Raw genomic sequence first — 25,042 nt, 5'->3', positions numbered from 1 at the left:
GGACCCGCCATGACCGCGACTTTATCTCGATCGTCCGCCGCCCCTGCGCCGCGCGCCATCGCCCGCTGGCTGTTATCCGTAGCAGCGCTCGTCTTCATCATGGTCGTGGTCGGCGGTATAACCCGCCTGACCGAATCGGGCCTGTCGATTACCCAGTGGAAGCCGATCACCGGGGCGATCCCGCCGCTCACGCATGACCAATGGATGGAGGCATTCCGCCTCTATCAGCAGACGCCCGAATATCAGCAGATCAACAAGGGCATGAGCCTCGATGATTTCCAGTTCATCTTCTTCTGGGAATGGGCGCATAGATTGCTGGGACGGCTCATCGGGCTAGCCTTTGCTTTGCCGTTGTTATGGTTCGCCTGGAAGAGGGCCATTCCGGCTGGTTATGGCTGGCGGCTGGTGGCGCTGCTGGCGCTGGGCGGATTGCAGGGGGCGATCGGCTGGTGGATGGTGCAGTCGGGCCTGTCCGAACGGACCGATGTCAGCCATTATCGCCTGGCGGTGCATCTGTTGACGGCGTTGTTTATCATCGGTGGGCTGGTGTGGACCGCGCTTGACCTGTTGATGCTGGCGCGCGACCGGAACGCGCGCCCGGCGACGCTGCGGCCCTTTGCGCTAATGGTGCTGGTGGGGTTGTTCGTGCAATTGCTGTTCGGGGCTTTTACGGCAGGACTGAATGCGGGCTATGTCGCCAACACCTGGCCGTTGATGAATGATCGACTGGTGCCGGACGGCATTGAGAGGACGGGTTCGCTCTGGGAGACGCTGTCGAGCGATCCCTATCTCGTCCATTTCATCCATCGCTGGTGGGCCTGGGGCGCAGCCATTCTGGCCATCATGCTGGCGCGCAGAGCCAAGCGGGCAGGCCAGCGCGGGGCGTCGATCGCCATCAACGCCAGCATCGGCACGCAGATTGTCCTGGGCATAGCCACAGTGATGAGCGGTATCGCGCTGCCGCTCGCTGTCCTGCATCAGGCGGTAGGGGCGCTCGTCGTCGCGGCTATCGCCTGGGGCGCGCACGGCATTGGGCGCCGCCGCGCATAACGCTAGGGCGTCCGCTTTATTGCGATGTAGCCGCGTTGGCCGCGGCGGCGGGCAGAGCGGGCGGGGTCGATTGGCCCGTTGCCGGGATGAGCTTCAGGCTGCGTAGCAGGGCATCAGAGATGCTTTGATATTGTTCGCTCAGCATTTCGGGATAAACGAAGGTGGCGGTCACGATCGAGCCGTCCGGCTGGCGAAGGATACGTACGGCGACATTATTGCCTTCGCCGTCATTGGCGGTGCCGCGATATTCATTGTTGCCGACGAAATTGCCCTCGACGCCTTCCGCCCCATCGCTGATGGCTTCGACAATCTGCTGCAATGTCTGGTCGCCGTCATTTTTCTGCCAGAAGACGCGAACATCGGCACCCGCGCCGGGGTCTTCATATACCACACCATCGGCATTGCTGGCGCTTTCATCCTTCACCCAGCCCTCCGGCAGGGTAACGGAAAATCCACGCGCCGCGTTCACATAATCGAGCGCATCGGCACCATCTTCACCTTCCTGGGCCGCAAGCGCTTCTGCCGCGGCGGCATTGGCGGCGGCGGCCAGTTCCTCCTGGCTCGGCATATCGGCGACTGGCTCGGTGCGGCCGCAAGCGGCGAGCAACAGGAAGGGCAGGCAAGCGGTAAGGGGAAAACGGTTCATGCGCGATCCAAAGCATAGGCGCGGCGATAATTCAACGACATTGCCCAAAAGGAAGCGACAGTATGCGGTGTTCGCCGGTCAGGCAGCGCTGTCAATGCCCAGTTCGGCCAGTTTGCGGTAGAGGGTCGATCGCCCGATCCCCAGCCGTCGGGCGACTTCGGTCATGCGACCGCGATAATGGCCGATGGCGAGGCGGATGACGTCCGCTTCGATGTCCGCAAGCTGGCGGACATGGCCGTCGCCTTCGAACAGGGTGATGCCCGCGCCGTCGCGATGCGGCTGATTGGCGGCGCGCGGGCGGATGGACAAGCGATCGAGCGGGTCGCTCGCCTTGATTTGGGCAGCGATCTGCGGGAAATCCTGCGGCGTCAGGGCATCGCCCTCGCACAGCACGGCGGCGCGGAACAGGGCGTTCTGAAGCTGGCGGACATTGCCAGGCCAGCCATGCTGCATCAACAGCGCGAGCGCATCGTCGGTGAGGCCCAGGCCACGCAGGCCCGGCTGCGCGGCGATCCGCGTTAGCAGGTGGCGGCACAAAGCCGGAATGTCGCCCATGCGTTCGCGCAACGGCGGGATGGTGAGTTGGACGACGTTGAGGCGGTAATAGAGATCTTCGCGGAAGCGCCCCGCCTCTATCTCGTCCGCCAGTTTTTTATTGGTCGCCGCGATCACGCGCACATCGACATGGATCGGACGGCGCGCGCCGAGCGGCTGGACTTCGCCATCCTGTAACACACGCAACAGCTTCACCTGCGCATCCAGCGGCATTTCGCTGATTTCATCGAGGAAGATGGTGCCCATATCGGCGCTGGCGAATTTGCCGACATGCCGGTCGAAGGCACCTGTAAAGGCACCGCGTTCGTGGCCGAACAGTTCCGATTCGACCAGATTGGCCGGAATCGCACCGCAATTGACGGTGACCATGGCCTGCTTGTGGCGCGGCGAGGCGGCGTGGATCGCGCGGGCGATCACATCCTTGCCGACGCCACTTTCGCCTTCGATCAATACGGGCACGCGGGCGCGTGCGGCCTTGGCCGCGATGGCGAGGGCAGCGCGAAATTGCGGCGCGGACCCGACGACATCCTCGAAGGAGAGGGGTGCCGTGATCTTTTCGGTCAAGGGGCGCAGTTCGCCGTCGCTGCCATCGGTGAGCGTGGCATTGAGTGCGGCGAGCAGGCGTTCGGGCGCGATCGGCTTGGAGAGATAATCGGTGGCCCCCGCGCGCATTGCATCGACCGCAACGGCGACATTATTGTGCGCGGTAAGAATCAGGATCGGCAGGGCGGGACGACGGGCGCGAATCTCGCTGACCAGGCTCGCAGGGTCATAGTCCGGGCTCCATTGGTCGAGAATGACCGCATCAAGCTGCATCCCATCCTGCGTACCAAGCGTCGCGATGGCGGTTTCGCCGTCACCTGCAAAGATCGTGCGCCAGCCTGCACGCGCCGCGAGCGCCGATACCAGCCGCCTTTGCGCCGGTTCGTCGTCGATCAACATCAGCATTGGTATGCCGTCGCGCGCCATTCGCACCCCTCAATTGCAACAGGCGACCAATGGTAACGACGCGGAGTAAAGGCGCGCTTAACCGCGAAAGATTTTCTTGGCCTTGGGCGGGTTGAGGGGGTGGCAGGTTAGGGATAAGAGGTTGGCCTGATTTACCGCAAGAGAGGGACCAGTCATGACCAACGACGGCAATATGAAAGACGCGACCGAGACGTATTCGGGGTTTGTGGGGCTGATGAAGTGGGGCACGATCGCCTCGGTGGCGATCGCCGCGATCGTGGTGCTGTTGATCTCCAGCTAAGCAGGCCGCGACGAACAGGGAGGGGATGCCATAATAATGAAAATAGCAGTGGTGAAAGAGCAGGCAGCAGGCGAAGCCCGTGTTGCCGCGACACCGGAGACGGTGAAGAAATTTATCGGCCTTGGCGCGCAGGTCGCTGTCGAGGCGGGGGCCGGGCTGACAGCGTCGATCGCCGATGCCGACTATGCGGCGGCGGGCGCGAGCGTGGCCGATCGGGCCGCTACGGTGGCGGGCGCGGACATCGTGCTGGGCGTGCAGGGGCCGGACGTGGCCAGCCTGTCCGGTGCCAATCCGGGTGCCTGGATCGTGGCGGGGCTTAATCCGTTCGGTGAGCGGGCGCGAGTCGATGCCTATGCAGCGGCAGGCTATGAGGCGCTGGCGATGGAGTTCATGCCGCGCATCACCCGCGCGCAGTCGATGGACATATTGTCGTCCCAGTCGAACCTGTCGGGTTATAAGGCGGTGCTGGATGCCGCGGCCGAATATGGCCGGGCGTTCCCGATGATGATGACGGCGGCGGGCACCGTGTCGGCCGCGCGCGTCTTCATCATGGGCGTGGGCGTGGCAGGCTTGCAGGCGATCGCCACGGCGCGGCGGCTGGGCGCGCAGGTCAGCGCGACCGACGTGCGGGCGGCGACCAAGGAGCAGATCGAATCGCTGGGCGCCAAGGCGATCTTCGTCGAGAAGGTCGCGGGCATCGAGGGCGAAGGATCGGGCGGCTACGCCACCGAAATGTCGGACGAATATAAGGCGGCACAGGCCGAACTCGTGTCCGCGCACATCGCCAAGCAGGATATCGTCATCACCACCGCGCTCATTCCGGGGCGCCCCGCGCCGCGCCTGATCAGCGACGCGCAGATCGCGACGATGAAGCCGGGCAGCGTGATCGTCGATCTGGCGGTCGAGCAGGGCGGCAATGTCGAGGGTGCCGTGCCGGGCGAAGTGGTCCTGCGCCATGGCGTCAAGATCGTGGGGCACCGCAATGTGCCCTCGCGGCTGGCAGCGGACACATCGGCCTTGTTCTCACGCAACCTGTTCAACTTCTTGTCCGCCTTCTGGGACAAGGAAAAGGGTGTGCCGGTGCTGGACGAGGAAATCGGCAACGCCATCCGCCTGACGCAGGGCGGCAAGGTCGTGAACGAGCGGCTGCTCGGTTAGGGGAATCGCCCGTTCGCGCCGTGCGCGTTCGGGCCAACGTCCCGCAGCCAAATCGGGACGAACGGGGAGTAGGATGATGGACTTTATTTCCATCCTGTCGGTTTTCGTGCTGGCGTGTTTCGTCGGCTATTATGTGGTGTGGTCGGTGACGCCCGCGCTCCATACGCCTTTGATGGCGGTCACTAACGCCATTTCATCCGTCATCATCGTCGGCGCGCTGGTCGCGTCGGCGGAGGCGGGGAGTGCGGCGGCCAAATATCTGGGGCTGCTGGCGGTGGTCTTTGCATCGGTCAACATCTTCGGCGGCTTTGCCGTCACCGAGCGGATGCTGGCGATGTACAAGAAGAAGGAGCGCAAGTGATGCATGAGATCGCACAGATCCCATGGGGCGTGAGCCTCGCTTATCTGGTCGCGGGCGTCCTGTTCATCCTGGCCCTTCGTGGCCTGTCCAGCCCGGCCACCAGCCGTCGCGGCAACCGCATGGGCATGATCGGCATGGCGATTGCCGTCGCCACCACCCTCTACACCCATGACGTAGTGAGCTTGCCCGAAATCATCGGTGCTATCGTCATTGGCGGCGGCATCGGCTTCATCATCGCGCGGCGGATCGCCATGACGGACATGCCACAGCTTGTCGCGGCATTTCACTCGCTCGTCGGCATGGCGGCCGTGCTGGTGGGGGCGGCGGCCTATCTCAACCCCGGTGCATTCGGGATTCTCGATGCCGTAACAGGCGAAATCTATGGTGCCAGCCGCATCGAAATGGGGCTGGGCGTCGCCATCGGCGCGATCACCTTCTCCGGCTCGGTCATCGCCTTCCTGAAACTCAACGGCAATATGTCGGGCAAGCCGATCATGCTGCCGGGGCGGCATGTCATCAACCTGGGCACGCTGGCGACGATATTGGGCCTGATCGCCTATTTTGTGACCGACCAGAGTCCGTGGATCTTCTGGACCGTGACGGTGCTCAGCTTCATCATCGGCTTCCTGCTGATCATCCCGATCGGTGGGGCGGACATGCCGGTCGTCGTGTCGATGCTGAACAGCTATTCAGGCTGGGCGGCCGCCGCGATGGGCTTTACGCTGGGCAACAGCGCGATGATCATCACCGGCGCGCTGGTCGGCTCGTCGGGCGCGATCCTGTCCTACATCATGTGCAAGGCGATGAATCGCAGCTTCATCAGCGTGATCGCGGGTGGCTTCGGCGCGGAGTCCGGGCCTTCGGGCGCGGGCGGGCCAGTGATCGACCGTCCCTACAAGCGCGGCTCGGCCGAGGATGCCGCCTTCCTGATGAAGCAGGCCGACAGCGTCATCATCGTGCCGGGCTATGGCATGGCGGTGAGCCAGGCCCAGCATGCGCTGCGCGAAATGGGCGACCTGCTCAAGAAGGAAGGCGTCAGCGTCAAATATGCGATCCATCCGGTCGCGGGCCGGATGCCGGGGCATATGAACGTGCTGCTGGCCGAAGCGAACGTGTCCTATGACGAAGTGTTCGAGTTGGAGGACATCAACAGCGAGTTCGGCCAGTGCGATGTCGCCTTCGTCATCGGCGCGAACGACGTCACCAATCCGGCGGCCAAGACGGACAAGACATCGCCCATCTACGGCATGCCGATCTTGGACGTGGCCAATGCCAAGTCGGTGCTGTTCGTCAAGCGCTCCATGGGCGGGGCGGGCTATGCCGGCGTCGACAATGAAGTCTTCTACATGGACAATACCATGATGCTGCTCGCCGACGCCAAGAAGATGGTCGAGGAAATCGTCAAGGGGCTTGCCCACTGATATCGCGAGCCTGGCTATCCCAACTCCGTTCGCCCTGAGCCTGTCGAAGGGCTTTACTTTCTCAATTAACGCAGAAAGTAAGGGGCCCTTCGGCGAAGCTCAGGACCGGCTTCGACAGGCTCAGCCCGAACGGGGTGGGGTGGTCAGGAATTTCAGGGGATAGCATGCACAAACTTGGCCTGATCGGGGGAATGAGCTGGGCGTCCACAGCGCGCTATTACCAGATCATCAACGAAGCGGTGCAGCGGGCTCAAGGCGGGCTGCACAGCGCGCCATTGGCGATCGAAAGCCTGGACTTTGCAGCAGTGGCGCAATGCGTGTCCGACGACGACTGGGATTGCGCGTCGGGTCCGTTGGTCACGGCGGCGCGACGGCTGGAAGCAGCAGACGCCCAAGCCCTGCTGATCTGCGCCAATTCGATGCATCGCGTCCATGACCGGGTGCAGGCGGCGGTATCGATTCCGGTCATCCATATCGCCGACGTGGTGGGGCAGGCGATGAAGCGGGACGGTATCACCACCGCGGCGCTGCTCGGTACGCGCAATGTCATGATGGAGAAATTCTATCGCCAGCGGCTGGTGGGCCATGGCATGTCGCTGCTGCCGCCCGATCCTGCATTGGCCGACCGGATCAATCACATCATGTATGAGGAATTGTCGGCGGGGCGTATCAACAAGGATTCGCAGCGTTTCATGAAAAGCGCGCTGACCGATATCGCCAAGCAGGATGTGCAGGCGGTGGTGCTGGCCTGTACCGAACTGGAAATGATCGTCGATGTAAAGGCCAATGTGCTGCCGATCTACGACTGCACCAGCATTCATGCGATGGCGGGGGTGGATTTCATTCTGGGTGAGTAGGATAAAGAAGCTAACATTCGGCTTTACAAGGTGATGACTTGAGTTGTTTCTTCTCGTCATTGCTTCGCTGCGCTCGCAATTGTCTGTTGCGAATTTGTTATGAAGGGCGATCTTTTGAGGATGCCCTGGGTGGGATGGCCATCCCACCCAGGGTGCGGGCAGTCGAACCGTCTGGCGATGGGGCTGTGACGAATATTTTGCCTCAAAACCAGAAACGCAGGCCCATCACCAGGCTGGCGGTTGAAGCACTTTCCCCTTCCGCGCGGGCGTAGCGGGCGGTGTCGCCGAGCTTGCGTTCCCAATGGACGCCGACATAGGGCGCAAATTCGCGGGCGAATTCGTAGCGCAAACGCAGGCCGAGTTCGATGTTGGAGATGCCCGACCCGATGCCAAGTTCAGGCACATCCTGCGCCGCGATATTCACTTCGGCGGCGGGTTGCAGGATCAGGCGCTGGGTGATGCGCTGGTCATAGCTGCCCTCCATGCGCAGATGGACGTCGCCCTTGGTCGAGACAAAGGCCTGGCCCTCGACTTCGAACCAATAGGGGGCGAGGCCTTCGATGCCGACCGTGGCATAGCTGCGCTGGGGCTGGGGCCGGATGTCGTGGCGGACGCCCGCGACCACGTTCCACCATGGGTCGATCGCGCGGCTGTAGAGCGCCTGGACTTCCGCGCTTTCGAGCGGGCCGCCAACTTCGCCCTCCCCTTCAGTCTTAAAGGCGAAGCGGTTGATGTCACCGCCGATCCAGCCTTCGCCTTCCCACGCATAGCCGTTCGCCCCCTTGTTCGCGCGATATTCGAGGCGGTCGACCATCAGTTGCGAAAAGGTCATGCCGCCGCTTTCCTTGATCATGGCGGCGCGGGCGCGGGCCATGACGGCGGAGTCGTAAAAGGCTTCGGCGGCGTGGTCGGTCGGGACTGGCGGGGCGACGCCTTTCGGGATCGTATCGTCGGCGGCCGGCATGCTGTGTCCGGCGTGCGGGTCGGCGGATGCCTCTGGCGCAGGGGGCATCTGATGCGCGCTATGGTCCATCTGGGCGAGGGCCGGTGTGGCGCTGGCGAACAACACGGCGACGATCAGGCGCTTCATGCCGCATCCTCCGCGTGGCGGACGGTGACGACGCGCATCATCCCGGCGTGCATGTGCATCAGCATGTGGCAGTGGAAGGCCCAGTCGCCCAGCGCATCGGCGGTGAGATCGAAGCTGATCTTGCCGCCGGGCAGCACATTGACCGTATGTTTGCGCGGGTTGTGGGTTGCATCCTCGCCGGTGATGAGCTGAAAGAAATGGCCATGGATGTGGATGGGGTGCGGCATCATCGTATCGTTGATCAGCGTGACGCGCACCCGTTCCATATGGCGGAAAGCGATCGGCTCCGCGCCGTCGGACAGCTTCACGCCGTCGAACGACCACATATAGCGTTCCATGTTGGCGGTCAGATGAATGTCGAGCGAGCGGGTCGGCGCGCGGACATCGTCATTCGGCTCCAGCGCGCGCAGGTCGGCATAGGTCAGCACGCGATGATCGACATCCTCCAGCCCCGTGGGCCGGTCGGCAGTGCGATCGGCGGGCATGGAGGACAGGGTCGCGACGCCCGGTCCCATCGGCACGTCCGGCGCGACCGAGGGATCGAGCATCTTCATGCTGTGCCCGGCCATGCTTTCGTTCGCGGGCTGGGACAGGTCGATGACGCCCCCCTGCCCCATGTCCATGCCGGACATGTCCATCCCCATATCCTTCATCGTGAGCAGCGGGCGCGCGCGCAGCGGCGGGATGGCCGCGACCATACCGATTTGCGGCGCGAGCGTCGCGCGGACGAGGCCGGAGCGGTCGATGGCTTCGGCGATCAGGGCAAAGGCCTGCGCTTCGCCGGGCTGGACGATCACGTCATAGGTTTCGGCGATGCCGATCTGAAACTCGTCGGTTTCGACCGGCTGGACATGCTGGCCGTCGCATTGCACCACGGTCATGGGTAGCCCCGGCAGGCGGACGTTGAAATTGGTCATGGCCGAGGCGTTGACGATGCGCAGGCGGACGCGCTCGCCTGGCGTGAACAGCCCGGTCCAGTTTTCCGCCGTGCCATGGCCGTTGACGAGGAAGCTGTAGGTCGAGCCGGTGACGTCCGAGATATCGGTCGGGTCCATCCGCATCGCGCCCCATTCGACGCGCTCCTTCAAGGACTGGTTCTTGCCCTTGAGCAGATCGGCGAGCGTCTGCTTCTGCATATTATAATAGCCGCCCATCTGCTTGAGCCGCTTGAGCTGAACATGCGGGTGGACCGGCGACCAGTCGGACAGGACGATCACATGTTCTCGGCTAGCCTGCACCGGATCAACGCCCGCGGGATCGATGACGATGGGACCATAATGGCCCATCGCTTCCTGCATGCCGGAATGGCTGTGATACCAGTAGGTGCCCGATTGCTTGATCGGAAATTCATAGTTGAAGGTTTCGCCGGGGCGGATGCCGGGGAAGCTGACGCCGGGCACGCCATCCATCTGAAAGGGGAGGATCAGGCCGTGCCAGTGGATCGACGTGTCTTCCTTCAGCCGGTTGGTGACGGAGAGGCGGACATTCTGGCCTTCGCGCAGCCGGATCAGCGGCGCGGGCAGTGTGCCATTGATGGTGATCGCATGGGCCGAGCGGCCGCCGGTCGAAAAATGGCTGTCGGCCACGGTCAGCGCGATCGTCTCGCCTGACAGCACGCCCGGCGCGGGATGCAAGCCATGGGTGCCGCTTTGCGCCCAGGCGGGGAAGGCGTTGGCGAAGCTGAGGGCGGCGGCGCCCTTGAACAGGGTGCGGCGGTCGAGGGTCAAATGCGTCATGCCCCTTCATACGCGGGGGGCGGCCTCATCCCTCAAAAAATATGGCGCTGTAATGTATCAAAATCCTCCCCTGGCAGGGGAGGTGGATGGCGCAGCCACACGGAGGGGTTCGATCAGGTTCAACTGCCCCCGGCAGTTGAAGGTCATGCCGGGGGCATGACCGACCTGATCGACGCTATCGAGAGGGTGACACCCCTCCACCGGCTTCGCCGGTCCCCCTCCCCCGTAGGGGGAGGATTGTTTGAGGCGCGCCTTTTGTCCCTATTCCCCAAGCGCGGCCGCCAATTTTGCGCGGGCGCGGTAGAGGCGGGTTTCTACGGCTTTTTCACTTAAGTTCAGCAGCGCGGCGGTGTCCGCCTGGCTCATCGCCTCGATCGTGCGTAGCAGCAGGACGTCCTTGAGCGATGCGGGCAGGGCGGCGACCGCAGCGTTGATGCGGGCAAGTTCGCGCTGCGACTGTGCCGCCTGTTCCGGGTCCAGCGCGGCGTCGGCGATCTCGCCCGCTTCGTCGATGGGGCGGGCAAAGGCGAAGAAGCGCCGTACCGCGCGGCGACGGCCCCAGTCGCGGCATTTGTTGAGCGTGATGCGCGCGATCCAGGTGCGGAAGGGGCGCGCGCCGTCATAGCGGGCGAGCGCGGCGAAGGCAGCGACGAACACCTCCTGCGTGATGTCGAGCGCTTCGTCCGCATCGCCGACATGGCTGCGCGCGAGGCGCCAGACCGCATCGCGATGCCGCCGCATCAAGGCGGCATAGGCGTCCTGATGCCCGGCCAGCGCGCGCGCGGCCAGTGCCTGGTCATCAAGATCGACGGGCGGCGATGTCACCGGGCGGGCTGGGTCAGCGCCTTGACGACGGCGGCGTCGAACTGCGCGGCCTGATCAGCACGCAAGACGGCGCGCATGGCGAAGATATGCTGGAGCGTCTCCTTTTGCAGCGCGCCCATGACATGGTGGGTCTGATCCACGGCCGCGGCGACCTTTGGCCCATAGCCCTGTTCCGCGGCAATCGCGGCGGCGAGCCGTTCATTGTCGGCGCGCATTTCCGCCTCCAGCGCTTCGCGACGCTTGGCAAAGGCCGCTTCGAGTTCGTGGATGCGCTGTTCCTGTGCCGCATCGAGCGTCAGCCGCTGGTGCAGCAGGGCATGGACCTCGCTTTCGACGCGCGGCTGGGGTGCGAACCAGGTGCGCGCGACCAGCACGGCCGCGAGCGCCGCAGCAAAAGCCACCAGCGCGACCAGCAGATAGCGTTTGAGGCTCATTGGCCAAGCAGGCGCGAAGGCGCATAATCCGACATGCCGATCGGCGCGGGCGCGGCCTGCGCCGGGGCGCCGGGCACGATGCTGCCCGCCCAGCCGATGCCGATGGCGAGCAGGCCTGCCAGCATCAGGCTGCGCCGTGCCGCGCCCTGCTCCCGGCGGCGGGCAACGCCCTGCATCACCGCATCGTCCAGTCCCTCCAGCCGGGTGTCGGTCGGCATGGCGCGCACCTGCCCCAGCAACTGATCGAGATCATTCATCGCACATACTCCATCCTCATCGCACCATACGCGCGGCGCACGCCAATCCCTCACGATATGGAGGCGACAAAAAATCATGCACCTTGGGCGAGGGGTGGGGCAAGTCCATGCGTAATGGTCCGCAGAGCTTGTCGTGATTGCGATGGAAACCACTCCCGCCGTTGTTTTCATCCTGACCCGACCCATTCGAGCCGTTCATCCAAGGAGTATAGTCCATGTCCCGTTTCCTGATCGCCGCCGCCGCGTTGTCGCTTGCCATCCTGCCAGGCGCGGCGCTGGCGCATAGCAAGCTGGTATCATCCAGCCCCGCCGCCAATGCGACCGTCGCCAAGCCGACCAAACTGACGCTGACCTTTTCCGAGAAATTCCTGGCCCCGATGAGCGGCGTGGAGTTGGTTATGACCGGGATGCCGGGCATGGCCAATCACGCGCCGATGCCCATCAAGGGATTCAAGACCGCGCTCGCGCCCGATGGCAAGACCATGGTCGTCACCCTGCCCCGCGCCCTGCCCGCCGGTGACTATGACCTCAAATGGCATATCGTGGGGGCCGACCAGCATAAGATGGAAGGCGGCTACAGCTTCAAGGTCAAGTAAGCCGTCATGGACGGGGGGATGCTGGTCTTTGCCCGGTTCGGCCTGATGGCCGACCTCGCTTTGCTCATGGGCCTACCGCTATTCTGGTGGGCGATGGGCATCGCGGGGAGCCGCATGGTGCTGGTGGCGCTGGCGCTGGGCGGCATGGCGCTGTCGGCGCTATGGCTGCTGGCGAGCGGGGCGAGCATGACCGGCACCCCGATGTTGCCGCCCGATTGGGCGACGGCGGAGATATTGCTGACGATGACGCCGATCGGGCCGGTGCTGGCAGTGCGGGCGGCGGCGCTGCTGGCCGCGCTGGCACTGGCCTTTGCGGGGCGCACCCGCCTGGCGCTGCTTCCGGCGGCGGTTGCGGCGGCGACGATCGCCTGGACCGGCCATGCGGGCGCGACCGAGGACATGGCGGGCACGATCCATCGCGCCGCCGATGTCGCGCATATCTGGGCGGCTTGCGGGTGGATCGGAGCGCTGGCGGCGTTGCTCCATGCGGTGACTGCGCGGCGACCCAATGTCGATCGGGTCGCGGTGATGCTGGCGAAGTTTGCGCTGTTGGGGACGGTGTTCGTCGCGACTTTGGTCGTGACCGGGGTGGTCAACAGCCTGATGATCGTCGGGATTGCCGACCTGCCCGCCTTGGCGGGGAGCCGCTATGGCTGGCTGCTCGGCGCGAAGCTGCTGCTGTTCGCAGCGATGCTGGGGTTGGCCGCGCTCAACCGCTGGCGGCTGACACCGGCGCTGGAGCGGGGAGATGGTACGATCGGGGCATTGCGGCTGTCGCTGGCGGTCGAGACGGGCGCGGCCATTGCGATAATGGCGCTTGTGGCCCTGTTGGGAACGCTTGATCCGATGGCGTAAATCCTCGTCTTTGCCAGCGCAGCGAATCAATTCCTCCGCACCCCACTGGATTGCTTCGCTGCGTGGACACCCGCCGACCATCAAGCCGACCTTGTTCATGGCCGCCCTTTCGCTGGCCCGACACTACCCCCGGCTCACCAGTTCAACCAACGCCTGCGCGCCAACGGCAAAAAGCCCATCGTCGCTATCACCCCGACCATGCGAAAACTCACCACAATCGCTAACGCAAAAGTCCGCGACGCACGCAATCAACTGAATTGATGACGATTCGACTGCAAGTCATTCGGCTCTAGTTGAAGCGGCCATCGTTGGCTCCAGACGTGGCCATGGTGCGGTGCCAAGGCATAGTCAGCAACCCTTCTATCGCATCGGCGTCCAGGTCTGCGTCTTGCACAGGAAGGCGATGCAGCCCTGCACCTTCAAGGTGCCATTGGGATTGCGGCTGATTTTGGATTTGTAGCTTTTGCCGCTTTCGGGATCGTAGATCGTCCCTTTCCAATGCTCACCTGCATCGGAAAAGTCCGTCAGGAGCGGCAAGCCCACAAGCGGGCGCGAGCGCAGGGCAGGGTCGCTATTTTCGGTGTCGGTAGGCGCGCGACCCGGCGTTGGCTTGAGAAGCTTCTCGATCTTGCCGCACAGAGCCTTGCCGCAAGGCGCAATATTGACGATCGCCTTGCCATCGACCGTGATCCAGCGGCCAGCGACGGGCTGAGCCGCCTGAGCGGGCAGCGCCGTGAGGGTAACTAGCGTGGCGATGGCAAATGCGATGCTCTTCATGCGATCCTCTTCTCTGTCTTAAGAAGGAGATAGAGCGCACGCGCGCCACCCGCCACCGCCTTTTATGGCGGCAGCGGGCGTGCGGGCAGGAAACGCTACGGCATTGCGCCAGCGCGCCTTGCACTTTTTTAGAAGGCCTCGCTGATGGAACAGGCGGCCGGACCCAGAATGACGACGAACAGGGTCGGGAGGATGAACAGAATCAGCGGCACCGTCATGATGGCGGGCAGGCGGGCGGCCTTTTCCTCTGCCCGCATCATGCGATCATGGCGAAATTCGGCCGAGAGAACGCGCAGTGCTGATGCAAGCGGCGTACCATATTTCTCGGTCTGGATCATGGTCGTCACCACGCCTTTGACCGCATCCAATTTTACGCGGGTGGCCAGATTTTCGAACGCCATGCGCCGTTCGGTAAGAAAGGACAGTTCGATGGCAGTCAGCTGAAATTCGTCGCCAAGTTCGGGATAGGCCTTGCCCAGTTCGCGCGCCACCCGGTTGAAGGCAGCATCAACGGTCAGCCCCGCTTCGGCGCAGATCACCAGCAGGTCGAGCGCATCGGGCAGCCCCTTGCGGATGGCGGCCGAACGCTTCGTCACCTTGTTGTCGATGTAGAGATCGGGTGCCTTATAAGCGAGTATCAGAGTGATGGCGAAGGCGAAGAAACGCTTCAACGGCCCCCATTCCGGCTGGATACCCACGACATAAAGCAGGATAACGGCAAGCCCGCCGATGATGATCGGCATGAACATGCGACCGAAGATCACGGCGACGGCGAGATCCTTGGACCGGATACCCGCCTGGGCCAGACGGATCTGCGCATCCTTGAGCTGATCGTCTTGCAAGACTTTCAGGCTCGACAGGAAAGACCGCATATTGTCGGTCGTCTGGTTTTTCTTGACCAGGCTGGCGCGGCGTTTGCCGGTGGAGGCAGTGATGCCTGCCTTCAACTGTTCACGCCGTTCGTTGAGCGCCTTGACCCGCTTGGCCATGGGGTCGCGCACCGTCATCACGGCATAGAGGGCGAAGAGCATCGCGAGCGTCGCGAGGGCGGCAAGCAGAGTGCCGACGTCAGTGGCCGTCAGGCCAAATAAGGTGCCGACAGGGGCAGGGGCGTCCATATCTTTTCTCCCGTCCCGATCAGATTTCGAAATTGACCATCTGGGCCATGATAAACGCCCCGATGCCCATCCAGCAGAAGCCGCCAATCCCCACGACCTGCATCAGCGACAATCCGAAGAGACCCGCCGGGTCCGGCGTGAAGAAGGGCTCCATATAATTGAAGTTGATGTAGCAGATCATCCCGAACACCAGGAAAGGGAGCGCGCCGATGATATAGGCCGATGCTTTCGATTCTGACGACATGGCGCGGATCTTGAGCTTCATCTGCGCGCGCTGGCGCAGCACGGTCGCCAGGTTCGAAAGGGTTTCGGCAAGGTTGCCGCCGGTTTCCCGCTGAATGGCGAGGGTGATGACGAAGAATTGAAATTCAGGCGTGCCCAGGCGATCGGCGGTTTCCTGCAATGCCTGCTCCATCGACCGGCCGATCTTGATCCGTTCGGTGATGAGCTTGAACTCTTCACCCACTGGTCCCGGTACTTCACTCGACACGATGCCCAGCGTTTCGGCGATGGGCAGGCCTGAACGGAGGCCGCGCGTCAGCAATTCCAGCGCGTCGGGGAATTTGGCGTTGAATTGCGTGATCCGCTTGTTGATCAGGCGTCCGACCCACCAATGGGGCAAGGCAAGGCCCGCGGCCAAGCCGACCATCAGCGCCATCAGCGGCGGAAAGCCGCGGAGCATCAGCAAGCCCGCCAAGCCGAGGAAAATGAAGGCGCTGGTCGTCATATATTGGCTGAGCGTCCATTTCTTGCCGGTCATCCTGATCCGTTGAGTCAGGTTTTCCGGGTTCGGAATGAGCGACACCAGCATCTTGGTTTCGATCGCGGTGGAGCGGTTGGAGATGGCCTTGCGCATCCGCGCTTCCAGCAATGCTTCCGCCGAATCGCTGTGGCGGCCGCGGATCATCGCGACACGACGCTTGCGTGCCTTTTCCGGCGAGGGGCCGACAAGGGCGACGACGACGAGGCCCAGCAGGGTCGCCATCAGCAGCATTATCAGGAAGAAATTGCCGTCCATTATCTACCCTGTCCTACTTGGGCCGACACCGCCACCAAGGCGGCGTACATCGTCAGTCTTCCAGCGCGGTTGCCTTGTCCTTGCGTCGCGATGGCATCATGGACCTGAAGTCGATCTTGCCGAGCAGGGAGTCGCCCTTTTTCCCGGCCGTCTTGCCATTTGGCTGGTCTGGGTCGGCCTGTGCTGCGCCCAATATTTCTTCAAGCAGGCTGGAGCAGGCCGCGCCGACCTTGCTGCCCTTGGCCGTTTCGGCGAGCGTTTTGCCAAGCTTCGCCGCCTGAGACGCGATCCGCAGGTCGAAGGGGATGAGGACATCGACCTTGCGTTCGATCGACTGCTCAAAATCCTTTCGGCTGATTTCCGGGGAGCCGGGGTGGACGCGATTGGCCACCACCAGCACCCGGCTGTTGGGCGCATTGGTCTTGAGCCACGAAAGAATACGGATCGTGTCGCGCGCTGACGCCAGCGTGAGTTCGGTAACCACCATCGTGACCTGCACGTCGCTGATCAGATGCGGGTGTTGGATCAGCATGGCGCGCGGCAGATCGACAACGCTGCATTCGAAGACCGAACGAAACTCTTCCATCAGTTGATAAAAGGCACCGCCGTCCGTCAGCATCGGCTGGCTGATGGGCGCTTCGGCCGAGAGGATGGCCAGCGTGTCGCTGGCGCGGACCATGGCGCGTTCGATGAACAGGCCGTCGATACGGCTCGGATTTTCGATGGCGTCGGTCAGACCCCGGCCCGGCTCAAGGTCTAGCGCCAGTGCATCGGTGCCGAAATGCACGTCGAGGTCGAGCAGCGCGGTCGGGCGCTTTTTCTTTTCCGACAACATCCAGGCAACGGAGGTTGCAAGGCTGGACGCGCCGACGCCGCCGCGCGTGCCGATGACGGCGACGGCCATATGCGGCCGCTCCGGCGCCGCGTCGCGAGGTGCCATGAACACCGCCTGCGCATTGGCGAGCGCATCGCGCAACTGATCCGCGCCAAAGGGCTTGAGCAGATAATCCTGAATGCCGCTGGCGACGAGATCGCGATAGAGGCGCACGTCGTTGACCTGGCCCGCCGCGATGACGACGGTGCCCGGCTCGCACACTTCGGCGAGGCTGTTGATGTCGTTGAGCGGATCGCCGCTTTCGGACATATCCACGAACAAAATCTGGGGCGAGGCGGTGATCGACAGGCTCTGGACCGCATTGCGCATCCCGCCCTTGTTCACTTTTTCAGGTGCCCAGCCCATTTCGGCGGCGACCGCTCGAACCATGTCGAAACTATGATCGTCGCAGACGAAGGCGTGGAACGGATCGCGCGGACCGGCGGCACCGGGTTTCCAGGGTGCGTTCATGTTACTCACCTCCTCCGGGCGTCATTTGCTTGAGTTCGCCAGCGCCGGTTGGCGGCTTTTCGCGATAGGTGGTGATGGCGCGGTTGGACGTTGCGGTCCGCAAATTGCTGTCGGTGCCCTGGCCCCGGACCAGATCTTCGGGGTTGGCGACCATCGCCGCGAGATTGCTGTTGACGCCGCAACCATAATTGCTGGACGCCCCCAGGTTCATCTCGCTTTCCTGCTTGGCTGACCAGTCCGGGCAGCCGGGGACGCTGGCGGTCGCGCGGCGCACGACGAGGCGGACCATACCCTGCGGCGCGACACCGGCCGCGGCCGAGCTATCGGTGCCGACGAGCAAGCCGCGGCGCGCGGCGATATCGGCGATGCCGTCATGCAAGGCGGGACCGTAATAGCCGTCGGATACGATCGCGACCTGATCGCCATAGCTGAGGCCGATGGAGGTGAACCAGTCGTCGAGGCGACGCGATTCCGCTGCGGTGAGCATGTCGCCCGCCCCAGCCTGCACATCATAGGTGTATGCGGCGTAGCTGACGACCGGCTGATGCACTGAATCGACGCTGCGGTTCTGGCTATCGGTCACGCAGGCCGACAGCGGGATGGCGAGCAGGGCCAACGCACCAAGGGTCTTGCGTGAGAGACGGGTGGGGAGAGGGGAAGTCATGTCGTTCGTCCTTCCGTCAGAAACTGAAGCCAGGAGCCGCAGCACCGGATTTCCCGGCCTTGCGGTTATCGGCGCTGGCAACGACCGGCGCCGGGGATGCCATCGCTTGCGGGCCGGGTGCCGGGACTGTGCCGCCGGGCGCGCGGCTCGGCATCGGCGCACGAGCGCCGCTGACCCCGTCATTGCCCTGTTGTAGGAACAGACCCTGGCCGACATCCGCGTTGCGGAAGCCGTCGGTGGGCAGGCGCACGTCCGATGCGTTCATCGGCTTCACCAGATAAGGGGTGACGACAATGACCAGTTCGGTTTCGCTGCGCTGGAACTGGCGTGACTTGAACAGGCTGCCCAAGATCGGGATATTGCCGAGGCCGGGCACCTTGTTGATGCCGTTGCTGGTTTCGTTATTGAGCAGGCCCGCGATCATGAAGGCCTGGCCCGACCCCAGTTCCACCGTGGTTTCAGCGGTGCGGCTCTTGAGCGCGGGGACATCGGCATTCAGCGTGAAATCGAGCGTCGATACCGTCGGGCGAACCCGCAGCGAGATGCGGCCATCCGCCAGCACCGTGGGGGTAAAGGCCAACTGCACCCCATATTGCTTGAACTCGATGCTGTTGCCCTGCTGACCATTATTGATGGTGTAGGGATATTCGCCACCTGCCAGGAAGCTGGCGGTTTCGCCCGACAAGGCGGTCAGGTTGGGCTGGGCCAGGGTGCTGGCCAGGCCGCTTGATTCGGCGAGATCCAATGCGCCAGCAATGTCCATGCCCAAAATGCGGGCGACACCGCCAAGGCTGTAGCCACCATTGGCGGGGTTGGTGAAGTCCCAGAAGCCTTCTTCCCGGTTATAGGTCGCAAAATCCCTGGAGCCGCCGCCAACGACACCCGCAACTCGGCCGCCGGAACGGTCGATGCTGGCAAAGTTCGTACCGATCTTGTGCCCGACATCCTTGGCGACTTCCGCGATCTTGACCTGGAGCATGACCTGCAAAGGCGTTGCCATGCGCAGGCGGCTGACCACGGTTACATCCTTGCCGACGAAGGCCTGCGTCAGCCGTTCGGCCTCCGCCGCATCTTCGGGTGCCTGGATGGTGCCGGTCAGAAGGACCATACCGTTCATCTTGTTGACCGCGACCTGTGCGCCGGGCATCGCCAGGCGCAGCATGTCGTCGATGCTGGTGAGGTTGTTGCCGACCCGCACCGTGCCGGAAAACAGCACCTTGCCATTGGTCGCCGTGGCAAAGACCGTGGTTTCGCCGGGCTTCTTGGCGATCAGATAGAGTTGGTTCTGCGAGCGGACATGGACATCGACCACATCAGGGTCGCCGATCACCACATCGGACATTTTCGCGCCGAGATTGACCACGCGGCTGCCGCCGACCGACATCAGGATGGCATTATCCTGCGTGCTGGCGGGCGCGGCATTGACCGCGCTATTGGGAATAGCCGTCGCTGCAATGGCAAGGCCGATGGCAATGGCCGGGGCAGCCAGCGGCTTGACCGCCACGCGCCTTGCGAAGCTGTGCATCGTGTTCATCTTACTTCCCCCCGACCGGAACTTCGGTCACGCTGGTACCGCGGGCCACGCGGATGACTGGGCCTTTGAAAGCAACCGTGCCCATCGGTGCGCCATTGGCGGCGACCATCGGCGGCATCGGGGCTTCGACCTTGGCCGGAACCGAACTGCGCTGATAGCGCGAGACGTCGGCGCCGGTGGAATAGGTGGCACCACGATCGACCGGGCGTGACGCGAGCTTTGCGAGCATGGCCTTCTCGGCGTTCGGGCTGGCACCATCGGGCAGCTCTATGTCGGAACCGGCGATAGCGGCGTCCAAATCCGAGGAGTTGTCGGCCAGCGAACGCAGCGACAGCGACAGGGAGCCGACCGTCTGAGCGACCGCGATTTTCTCCGCGATCTTGGGCGTCACTTCGATCGTGACGTTGGAATAGGTCTGGACGAGCGGCTTGCCATCTTCGCCCATGGCATCCATGCGCTGGTCGGTCGCCAGCACGCGGATGTTGCGCAGGATGGTTTCGGACACGCGGAGCGGTTCGCCGTCGCCGCCGCCCGCAACGCTTTGCGTCAGGACGAGGTCGATGCGGTCGCCGGGGAAGACAAAGCCTGCAACCGAGCTTTGCGCTGAAACAGGGACGGTGACCGCCCGCATACCCGCGCCAAGAGCGGCGGCGAGGAAGCCGCGTTCACCCGGCTTGACGAGGCCGCCCTGGGTCAAGGGCTGACCAGCCGAGATGGCGGTGCGCACGACGCTGCCCGCCAGTTTTACCGGATCGGCCTGCCCTTTGAGATAATAGGCCTGTTCGATCAGATCCTTGGGCCAGGGCTGGAAGCGGAAGCTTTCGGCGTCGAGGATGGTGCCGACGGGCAACGCTTTGGTCGCGACGAGTACGTGCGGCTGATCCACTTCAGTCGGCATCGACGAAGCAGTTGCCTGTGGCGTGCTCGAAGAACTGAGCATGTTGCGTGCAAGCAAGGCTGTGGTAACCGCTATGATAAGCGCTCCCACCAGCAGCACGATCTTTTTGGCATCCATGACGAAATTCGCCTCCCTCAAGCGGCTACACTGCCCCCAGTGCCCCACTCATCCCGTAAATTGGTTAAGATATCGTTGGCCACGGCAGCAGCCACAAAGCGGCGAGCGAGATCGCCACGCCATAGGGTATTTCCGGTTGCCCAAGCCGCCGGGTGATGCGGTGATGGATCACCGTCACAACGGTCACGAGTCCGCCGAGCAGCGCCATCAACACCAGCAACGAGATCACGGCCTGCCACGGAAACCATAGCGCCAGCGCGGCGAGCAGCTTGACGTCGCCGCCGCCCATCATGCCGACCGAAAATAAGGCGGCAAAAAGCAGGAAAACGGCAGCACCCACGAGTAACTGCACCGCAACATCGGGCCATGGGTCAAGTCCGCTGGCGATCCACCAGAGCGGGGCCAGCGCCGCAATGGCGAGGTTGAGCCGATTGGAGATGATCCGCGCGCGCAAATCGGTGATCGCCGCCGCAATCAGCAGCGCGCCCAGGGCGACGATCAGCGCCAGTCGGAAATATTCCCCTAACATCGGCACTATTCCCTAGACCCGATGGCTTACCAAACCGTAACCATGCGGTTCATGGATTCGCCCTTTTCCTCGGCCCCGGCCTTCGACACATCGGTTCTGGACCGGCGCGCCTGGCCGATGGGCGGGCGGCTGGATTATTGGACCGCGCCGGATGGCTGGGCGATTCGGCGATACCAGCTTGGCAGCGGCCTGCGTGGACGGATGCTCGTGATGGGCGGCCGGGGCGACATGATCGAAAAATATCTGGAAGTGATCGCGCATTGGGCCGCGTGTGGCTGGGCCGTGACCAGTTTCGATTGGCGCGGGCAGGGTGGGTCGGGTCGGCTCACCGATGATCCCCTATGTGGGCATATTGACGATTTCGCCGACTATATCGCTGACCTGCGCGGTTTGGCCGAGGATTGGCGGGTGCAGGGCAGCGGGCCAAGCGTGATGGTAGCACATAGCATGGGCGGGCATATGCTGTTGCGCGCGCTGGCCGAGGGGATGGAGCGTCCTGATGCGGCGGTGGCCGTTGCGCCCATGCTGGGCCTGCACAGCGCGCCGCTGCCGCGCTGGCTGGCGGTGATGATCGCACAGGGGATGATCCGGCGCGGCAAGGGGCGGCTGCGCGCCTGGACGCAGAAGGAGGATTCGGAGCGGCAGCGGCGGATGCGCCAGAAGCGGCTGACGCATGACCCGGAACGCTATGCCGATGAACTATGGTGGCGCGACCATAGCCGCGAGATCGCGATAGGCCCGCCAAGCTGGAACTGGGTCGCCCAGGCGCTCGAATCGACGCAAGCGCTGAGCGATAGCGAGGCGCTGGCGCGGATCGCCGTACCGCTGCTGATATTGGCGACGCGGGCGGATCAGTTAGTGTCGACGCCCGCCATTCGAGCGGCGGCTGCGCAAATTCCGGGCGCGCGACTGCATGTCTACGGGCGTGAGGCGGCCCATGAAATCCTGCGCGAACTGGACGCGGTGCGGCTGGATGCGCTGGCGCGGATCGATGCTTTTCTGGATGAGCACGCGCGGTGAGCCTGCCGGACATTGTTATTGTCGGCGGCGGGATGGCGGGAGCCAGCCTGGGGGCGGAACTGGCGGCGCATGGCCGGGTGCTGGTTCTGGAGATGGAGCGGCAGGCGGGCTATCATGCGACCGGCCGGTCCGTGGCTTTCTGGGAAGAAACCTATGGCGGTCCCGCCGTCCAGCCGCTGACCACGGCATCGGGACCGATGCTGGCCGCCCCCGACCCCGCCTTCCATGACGGCAGCTTTCTCTCGCCGCGCCGGACATTGCATATCGGGCGCGCTTCGGACGAAGCCGCGCGCGATGCGCTGATCGCGGATTTTGCGGGTAGGGTGGATTTGCAGCCGGTCGATCCGGCTGACTATGTGCCGGGACTACGGCCCGACTGGACGCTGGGCGTGATGGAAGCGAGTTGCCGCGATATTGATGTCGCGGCGCTGCATCAGGCATGGTTGCGGTTGCTGCGTCGGCGGGGTGGGGCGATGCGGCTCGGCGCGCGGCTGATCAGCGCACGGCGAGAAGGGCATGGCTGGCGGATCGAGACGGGGGACGGGCCGCTGGATTGTGGGCTGATCGTCAATGCCGCGGGCGCCTGGGCGGATGATGTCGCGCAGGCCTGCGGCGTCGCGCCGGTCGGGATCACGCCGCTGCGGCGGACAGTGGCGCAATTGCGGGTGCCGTCCTTGCCTTCGCCCGACCTGCCGTTGGTGATGGATCTTGGCGGTGGCTTTTATTTCAAGCCGGAAGGGCGCGACCGGGTGTGGCTGACCCCGCATGACGAAGTGCCCTCACCACCCTGCGACGCCGCGCCGGAAGAGATGGCCGTGGCGCAGGCTGTGGCGCGGTTCGAGGCGGTGGTGGATTGGCCCGTCGCGGGTATCGAACATCGCTGGGCTGGCTTGCGCAGTTTCGCGCCTGATCGCGCGCCGGTCTATGGCTTTGATCCCGACATGCCGGGCTTTTTCTGGTTTGCAGGGCAGGGTGGTTTTGGCATCCAGACCGCACCGGCCGCGGCGCAGTTGGCGGCCAGCCTGATCCGGGGCGCGGCTCCGCCAGACCCTCTCGCGGCGATTGATGCTGCTACCTATGATCCGGCCCGGTTTCGATCGTCAATCGCGCGGCTTGTGCTTTGAAATCAGATAGCGCCACACGCCCACCGCGTTGATGACCAGCAGGGCGACATTCTGCCAGCCAATCCCTTCGCTATCCTCGGCCAGAAAGCCCCAGGCGACCAGCGCGATCGAACTGGTAACGAACAGGACGAAGGCCCAGCCAGTGATCCGTCGGCCCAGGTTCAACGATACGATCAAGGCCGCGAACGTGGCGGCGCCCGCGCCATAATATTGCAGGGCAGTGAGGATGGTGTCGGACATGGATCGTTGAACGCCGGGCCAGCGCCATGGTTGCGGTGAGGCAGGTAGCGGCCTAGGCAGGCGCGCATGATCGCCAGCATTGACCCGTTCCACGCCATCGCCATCAGCCGCGAAGCCCATGCACTCGAAGCGCAGGGTCGTTCCATCCTGCACATGGAATTCGGTCAGCCATCGACCGGCGCGCCCGCCGCCGCCATCGCCAAGGCCCATCATGTGCTAGACACTGATCCGATGGGCTATTGGGAAAGTCAGGCGCTCAAGGAGCGGATCGCGCGCCTTTATGCCGAACGCCACAGCGTTTCGGTGGACGCCGAGCAGGTGCTGCTGACCTGTGGCGCGTCGCCGGGGTTGGTGCTGGCGCTGACCAGCCTGTTCGCGCCCAGCGCGCGGGTCGCGACGGCGCGGCCGGGCTATGTCGCCTATCGCAATACGCTCAAGGCGCTCTATCTGGAACCCGTCGAGGTCGGATGCGGCCCAGCCGAACGCTACCAGATCAGCGCAGCGGCCTTGGCTGCGCTTGATCCCGCACCCGACGGACTGATCCTGGCCAGCCCGGCCAATCCCACCGGTACCATCATTCCCGCCGACGAACTGGAACGGATCGCGCAGGTCTGTGCCGATCGCGGCATTCGCATCGTGTCGGACGAAATCTATCATGGGCTGAGCTATGGCGAGCCAGCTCATTCGATGCTGGAATATGCGCCGGACGCCGTGATCGTGAACAGTTTTTCCAAATATTTCAGCATGGCCGGGTGGCGGCTGGGGTGGATCGTCGTGCCGCCCGCCATGATCGACGCGGCGCGGGCGCGGATGGGAAATCTGTTCCTGACGCCGCCGGTGCTGGCGCAGCAGGCGGGGCAGGCCGCGTTCGATTGCGTCGATGAGTTGGAGGCGCATGTCGAAACCTATCGCTGCAACCGGCAATTGCTGCTCGACGCGCTGCCCGCACTGGGGCTGGCACGGATCGCGCCGCCCGATGGCGCTTTCTATATCTATGCCGATGTCGGGCATCTGACACAGGACAGCCTGGGCTTTTGCCAGCGGCTGTTGCGCGAGACGGGGGTGGCGACCGCACCGGGGATCGATTTCGATCCGGTCGACGGGCATCGCTTCATCCGCTTCAGCTTTGCGGTGTCGACCGACCGGGTCGAGGATGCGATCGCGCGGATGATCCCCTGGTTCGCGGCGCAACGCCGCGTCTAGCCCCGCGTCCGGTCGAACGTCGCCATCTCATAGGCGATCGACGCTTCGACCAGTTGCTCCCATAATTCAGCGATGATGTCGGCGGGGGCACCCAGCCGGTCCGCCTCGGCGCAGGCATTGGCGATGACCTGCGCCTTGCGGGCCTCATCGCGCACGGCATTACGATCGGGCTTGATGCGGGCGGCGGCGCGCATATGCGCGAAGCGCTCGGCAAGCAGCGCGACGAGCTGGCGGTCCAGCGCATCGACGCCCGCGCGCACCTGCGCCATGCTGGTATAGTCGTCAGTGTTCATAAGCGTCGGACTAAGCCGCGCGTCCAGCCCTGTCGAGGGTTGACATGCCTGGCCCTTCTCTCCATAGCCGCG

At 63.9% G+C, this 25,042-nt stretch carries 27 protein-coding genes and 1 pseudogene; 11 read left to right on the top strand and 17 right to left on the bottom strand.

Annotated features, from left to right (window positions below):
- Positions 1 to 9: 9 nt before the first annotated feature.
- Positions 10 to 1,050, top strand: coding sequence for a COX15/CtaA family protein (locus J2W40_RS02050; protein WP_310221657.1), 1,041 nt, complete (start codon positions 10 to 12; stop codon positions 1,048 to 1,050).
- Between the two features lie 16 nt (positions 1,051 to 1,066).
- Here J2W40_RS02050 and J2W40_RS02045 read toward each other — a convergent pair whose 3' ends face one another.
- A complete protein-coding gene (locus J2W40_RS02045) occupies positions 1,067 to 1,696 on the bottom strand; it encodes a hypothetical protein (RefSeq protein WP_310221656.1) in 630 nt (209 codons plus the stop codon).
- A gap of 78 nt (positions 1,697 to 1,774) precedes the next feature.
- Complete coding sequence (locus J2W40_RS02040; RefSeq protein ID WP_310221655.1) at positions 1,775 to 3,220, bottom strand: sigma-54-dependent transcriptional regulator; 1,446 nt, start codon at positions 3,218 to 3,220, stop codon at positions 1,775 to 1,777.
- A 154-nt stretch (positions 3,221 to 3,374) separates the two neighbouring features.
- On the opposite strand from J2W40_RS02040, the gene J2W40_RS02035 reads away from it, so the two are divergent.
- From J2W40_RS02035 to J2W40_RS02015, 5 genes are all read left to right on the top strand, one after another.
- Positions 3,375 to 3,500: an aa3-type cytochrome c oxidase subunit IV gene (locus tag J2W40_RS02035; RefSeq protein ID WP_310221654.1), complete on the top strand. Its 126-nt coding sequence runs from the start codon at positions 3,375 to 3,377 to the stop codon at positions 3,498 to 3,500.
- Positions 3,501 to 3,536: 36 nt separating this feature from the next.
- Complete coding sequence (locus tag J2W40_RS02030; protein WP_310221653.1) at positions 3,537 to 4,658, top strand: NAD(P) transhydrogenase subunit alpha; 1,122 nt, start codon at positions 3,537 to 3,539, stop codon at positions 4,656 to 4,658.
- Between the two features lie 76 nt (positions 4,659 to 4,734).
- The gene (locus J2W40_RS02025) at positions 4,735 to 5,019 is read left to right on the top strand and encodes a proton-translocating transhydrogenase family protein (RefSeq protein ID WP_006950157.1); all 285 of its coding nucleotides are present in this window, start codon (positions 4,735 to 4,737) and stop codon (positions 5,017 to 5,019) included.
- A complete protein-coding gene (locus J2W40_RS02020) occupies positions 5,019 to 6,440 on the top strand; it encodes an NAD(P)(+) transhydrogenase (Re/Si-specific) subunit beta (protein ID WP_310221652.1) in 1,422 nt (473 codons plus the stop codon). Before J2W40_RS02025 ends, J2W40_RS02020 begins: the two co-directional genes overlap by 1 nt.
- A gap of 164 nt (positions 6,441 to 6,604) precedes the next feature.
- Positions 6,605 to 7,297 (top strand): aspartate/glutamate racemase family protein, encoded by a 693-nt coding sequence (locus J2W40_RS02015; protein WP_310221651.1) that lies wholly within the window; start codon positions 6,605 to 6,607, stop codon positions 7,295 to 7,297.
- A gap of 202 nt (positions 7,298 to 7,499) precedes the next feature.
- On the opposite strand, the gene J2W40_RS02010 is transcribed toward J2W40_RS02015, so the two are convergent.
- From J2W40_RS02010 to J2W40_RS01990, 5 genes are all read right to left on the bottom strand, one after another.
- Positions 7,500 to 8,387 (bottom strand): copper resistance protein B, encoded by an 888-nt coding sequence (locus J2W40_RS02010; RefSeq protein WP_310221649.1) that lies wholly within the window; start codon positions 8,385 to 8,387, stop codon positions 7,500 to 7,502.
- The gene (locus J2W40_RS02005; protein WP_310221647.1) at positions 8,384 to 10,123 is read right to left on the bottom strand and encodes a copper resistance system multicopper oxidase; all 1,740 of its coding nucleotides are present in this window, start codon (positions 10,121 to 10,123) and stop codon (positions 8,384 to 8,386) included. Before J2W40_RS02005 ends, J2W40_RS02010 begins: the two co-directional genes overlap by 4 nt.
- 261 nt (positions 10,124 to 10,384) lie before the next feature.
- Complete coding sequence (locus tag J2W40_RS02000) at positions 10,385 to 10,948, bottom strand: RNA polymerase sigma factor (protein WP_310221645.1); 564 nt, start codon at positions 10,946 to 10,948, stop codon at positions 10,385 to 10,387.
- Positions 10,945 to 11,382, bottom strand: a complete 438-nt coding sequence (locus J2W40_RS01995) for a periplasmic heavy metal sensor (RefSeq protein WP_310221643.1) — start codon at positions 11,380 to 11,382, stop codon at positions 10,945 to 10,947. The genes J2W40_RS02000 and J2W40_RS01995 overlap by 4 nt, the downstream gene beginning before the upstream one ends.
- Positions 11,379 to 11,639, bottom strand: coding sequence for a hypothetical protein (locus tag J2W40_RS01990; RefSeq protein ID WP_310221641.1), 261 nt, complete (start codon positions 11,637 to 11,639; stop codon positions 11,379 to 11,381). The genes J2W40_RS01995 and J2W40_RS01990 overlap by 4 nt, the downstream gene beginning before the upstream one ends.
- A 215-nt stretch (positions 11,640 to 11,854) precedes the next feature.
- Between J2W40_RS01990 and copC the strand changes: the two genes are divergently transcribed.
- Complete coding sequence (gene copC / locus J2W40_RS01985) at positions 11,855 to 12,235, top strand: copper homeostasis periplasmic binding protein CopC (protein WP_310221639.1); 381 nt, start codon at positions 11,855 to 11,857, stop codon at positions 12,233 to 12,235.
- Positions 12,236 to 12,241: 6 nt separating this feature from the next.
- Positions 12,242 to 13,090 carry a copper homeostasis membrane protein CopD gene (gene copD, locus J2W40_RS01980; RefSeq protein WP_310221637.1) on the top strand — a complete coding sequence of 283 codons (849 nt, stop codon included), beginning with the start codon at positions 12,242 to 12,244 and terminating at the stop codon, positions 13,088 to 13,090.
- A 360-nt stretch (positions 13,091 to 13,450) separates the two neighbouring features.
- Here copD and J2W40_RS01975 read toward each other — a convergent pair whose 3' ends face one another.
- From J2W40_RS01975 to J2W40_RS01940, 8 genes and pseudogenes are all read right to left on the bottom strand, one after another.
- Positions 13,451 to 13,867, bottom strand: a complete 417-nt coding sequence (locus tag J2W40_RS01975; protein WP_310221635.1) for a DUF2147 domain-containing protein — start codon at positions 13,865 to 13,867, stop codon at positions 13,451 to 13,453.
- 128 nt (positions 13,868 to 13,995) lie between these two features.
- On the bottom strand, positions 13,996 to 14,985 hold the full coding sequence (locus tag J2W40_RS01970; RefSeq protein WP_310221633.1) for a type II secretion system F family protein: 990 nt from the start codon (positions 14,983 to 14,985) through the stop codon (positions 13,996 to 13,998).
- A 19-nt stretch (positions 14,986 to 15,004) separates the two neighbouring features.
- Positions 15,005 to 16,003, bottom strand: coding sequence for a type II secretion system F family protein (locus J2W40_RS01965; RefSeq protein WP_310221631.1), 999 nt, complete (start codon positions 16,001 to 16,003; stop codon positions 15,005 to 15,007).
- Between the two features lie 52 nt (positions 16,004 to 16,055).
- A complete protein-coding gene (locus tag J2W40_RS01960) occupies positions 16,056 to 17,348 on the bottom strand; it encodes a pilus assembly protein CpaE (RefSeq protein WP_310221629.1) in 1,293 nt (430 codons plus the stop codon).
- Between the two features lies 1 nt (position 17,349).
- Complete coding sequence (locus J2W40_RS01955; protein ID WP_310221627.1) at positions 17,350 to 18,012, bottom strand: CpaD family pilus assembly protein; 663 nt, start codon at positions 18,010 to 18,012, stop codon at positions 17,350 to 17,352.
- 16 nt (positions 18,013 to 18,028) lie between these two features.
- Positions 18,029 to 19,537, bottom strand: coding sequence for a type II and III secretion system protein family protein (locus J2W40_RS01950; protein ID WP_310221951.1), 1,509 nt, complete (start codon positions 19,535 to 19,537; stop codon positions 18,029 to 18,031).
- Positions 19,538 to 19,547: 10 nt separating this feature from the next.
- Positions 19,548 to 20,561, bottom strand: a complete 1,014-nt coding sequence (gene cpaB / locus J2W40_RS01945; protein ID WP_310221624.1) for a Flp pilus assembly protein CpaB — start codon at positions 20,559 to 20,561, stop codon at positions 19,548 to 19,550.
- Between the two features lie 48 nt (positions 20,562 to 20,609).
- Positions 20,610 to 21,090 (bottom strand): annotated as a pseudogene (locus J2W40_RS01940) (A24 family peptidase).
- A 42-nt stretch (positions 21,091 to 21,132) separates the two neighbouring features.
- Between J2W40_RS01940 and J2W40_RS01935 the strand changes: the two are divergent.
- Positions 21,133 to 22,110 (top strand): alpha/beta hydrolase, encoded by a 978-nt coding sequence (locus tag J2W40_RS01935; protein WP_310221950.1) that lies wholly within the window; start codon positions 21,133 to 21,135, stop codon positions 22,108 to 22,110.
- A complete protein-coding gene (locus J2W40_RS01930) occupies positions 22,107 to 23,234 on the top strand; it encodes an NAD(P)/FAD-dependent oxidoreductase (RefSeq protein WP_310221622.1) in 1,128 nt (375 codons plus the stop codon). The genes J2W40_RS01935 and J2W40_RS01930 overlap by 4 nt, the downstream gene beginning before the upstream one ends.
- Here the strand turns inward: J2W40_RS01930 and J2W40_RS01925 are convergent.
- Positions 23,211 to 23,474, bottom strand: a complete 264-nt coding sequence (locus tag J2W40_RS01925; protein ID WP_310221620.1) for a hypothetical protein — start codon at positions 23,472 to 23,474, stop codon at positions 23,211 to 23,213. The genes J2W40_RS01930 and J2W40_RS01925 overlap by 24 nt on opposite strands.
- 66 nt (positions 23,475 to 23,540) lie before the next feature.
- On the opposite strand from J2W40_RS01925, the gene J2W40_RS01920 reads away from it, so the two are divergent.
- Positions 23,541 to 24,677, top strand: a complete 1,137-nt coding sequence (locus J2W40_RS01920; protein WP_310221618.1) for a pyridoxal phosphate-dependent aminotransferase — start codon at positions 23,541 to 23,543, stop codon at positions 24,675 to 24,677.
- Here the strand turns inward: J2W40_RS01920 and J2W40_RS01915 are convergent.
- A complete protein-coding gene (locus tag J2W40_RS01915) occupies positions 24,674 to 24,970 on the bottom strand; it encodes a chorismate mutase (protein WP_310221615.1) in 297 nt (98 codons plus the stop codon). The two genes, J2W40_RS01920 and J2W40_RS01915, sit on opposite strands and share 4 nt — an antisense overlap.
- Positions 24,971 to 25,042 lie beyond the last annotated feature (72 nt).

This window comes from Sphingobium xenophagum (genome assembly GCF_031457465.1).
GTDB lineage: Bacteria > Pseudomonadota > Alphaproteobacteria > Sphingomonadales > Sphingomonadaceae > Sphingobium > Sphingobium xenophagum_A.
Note: the sequence above shows the minus strand (reverse complement) of the source record. Positions and strands in the feature narration are given on the sequence as shown.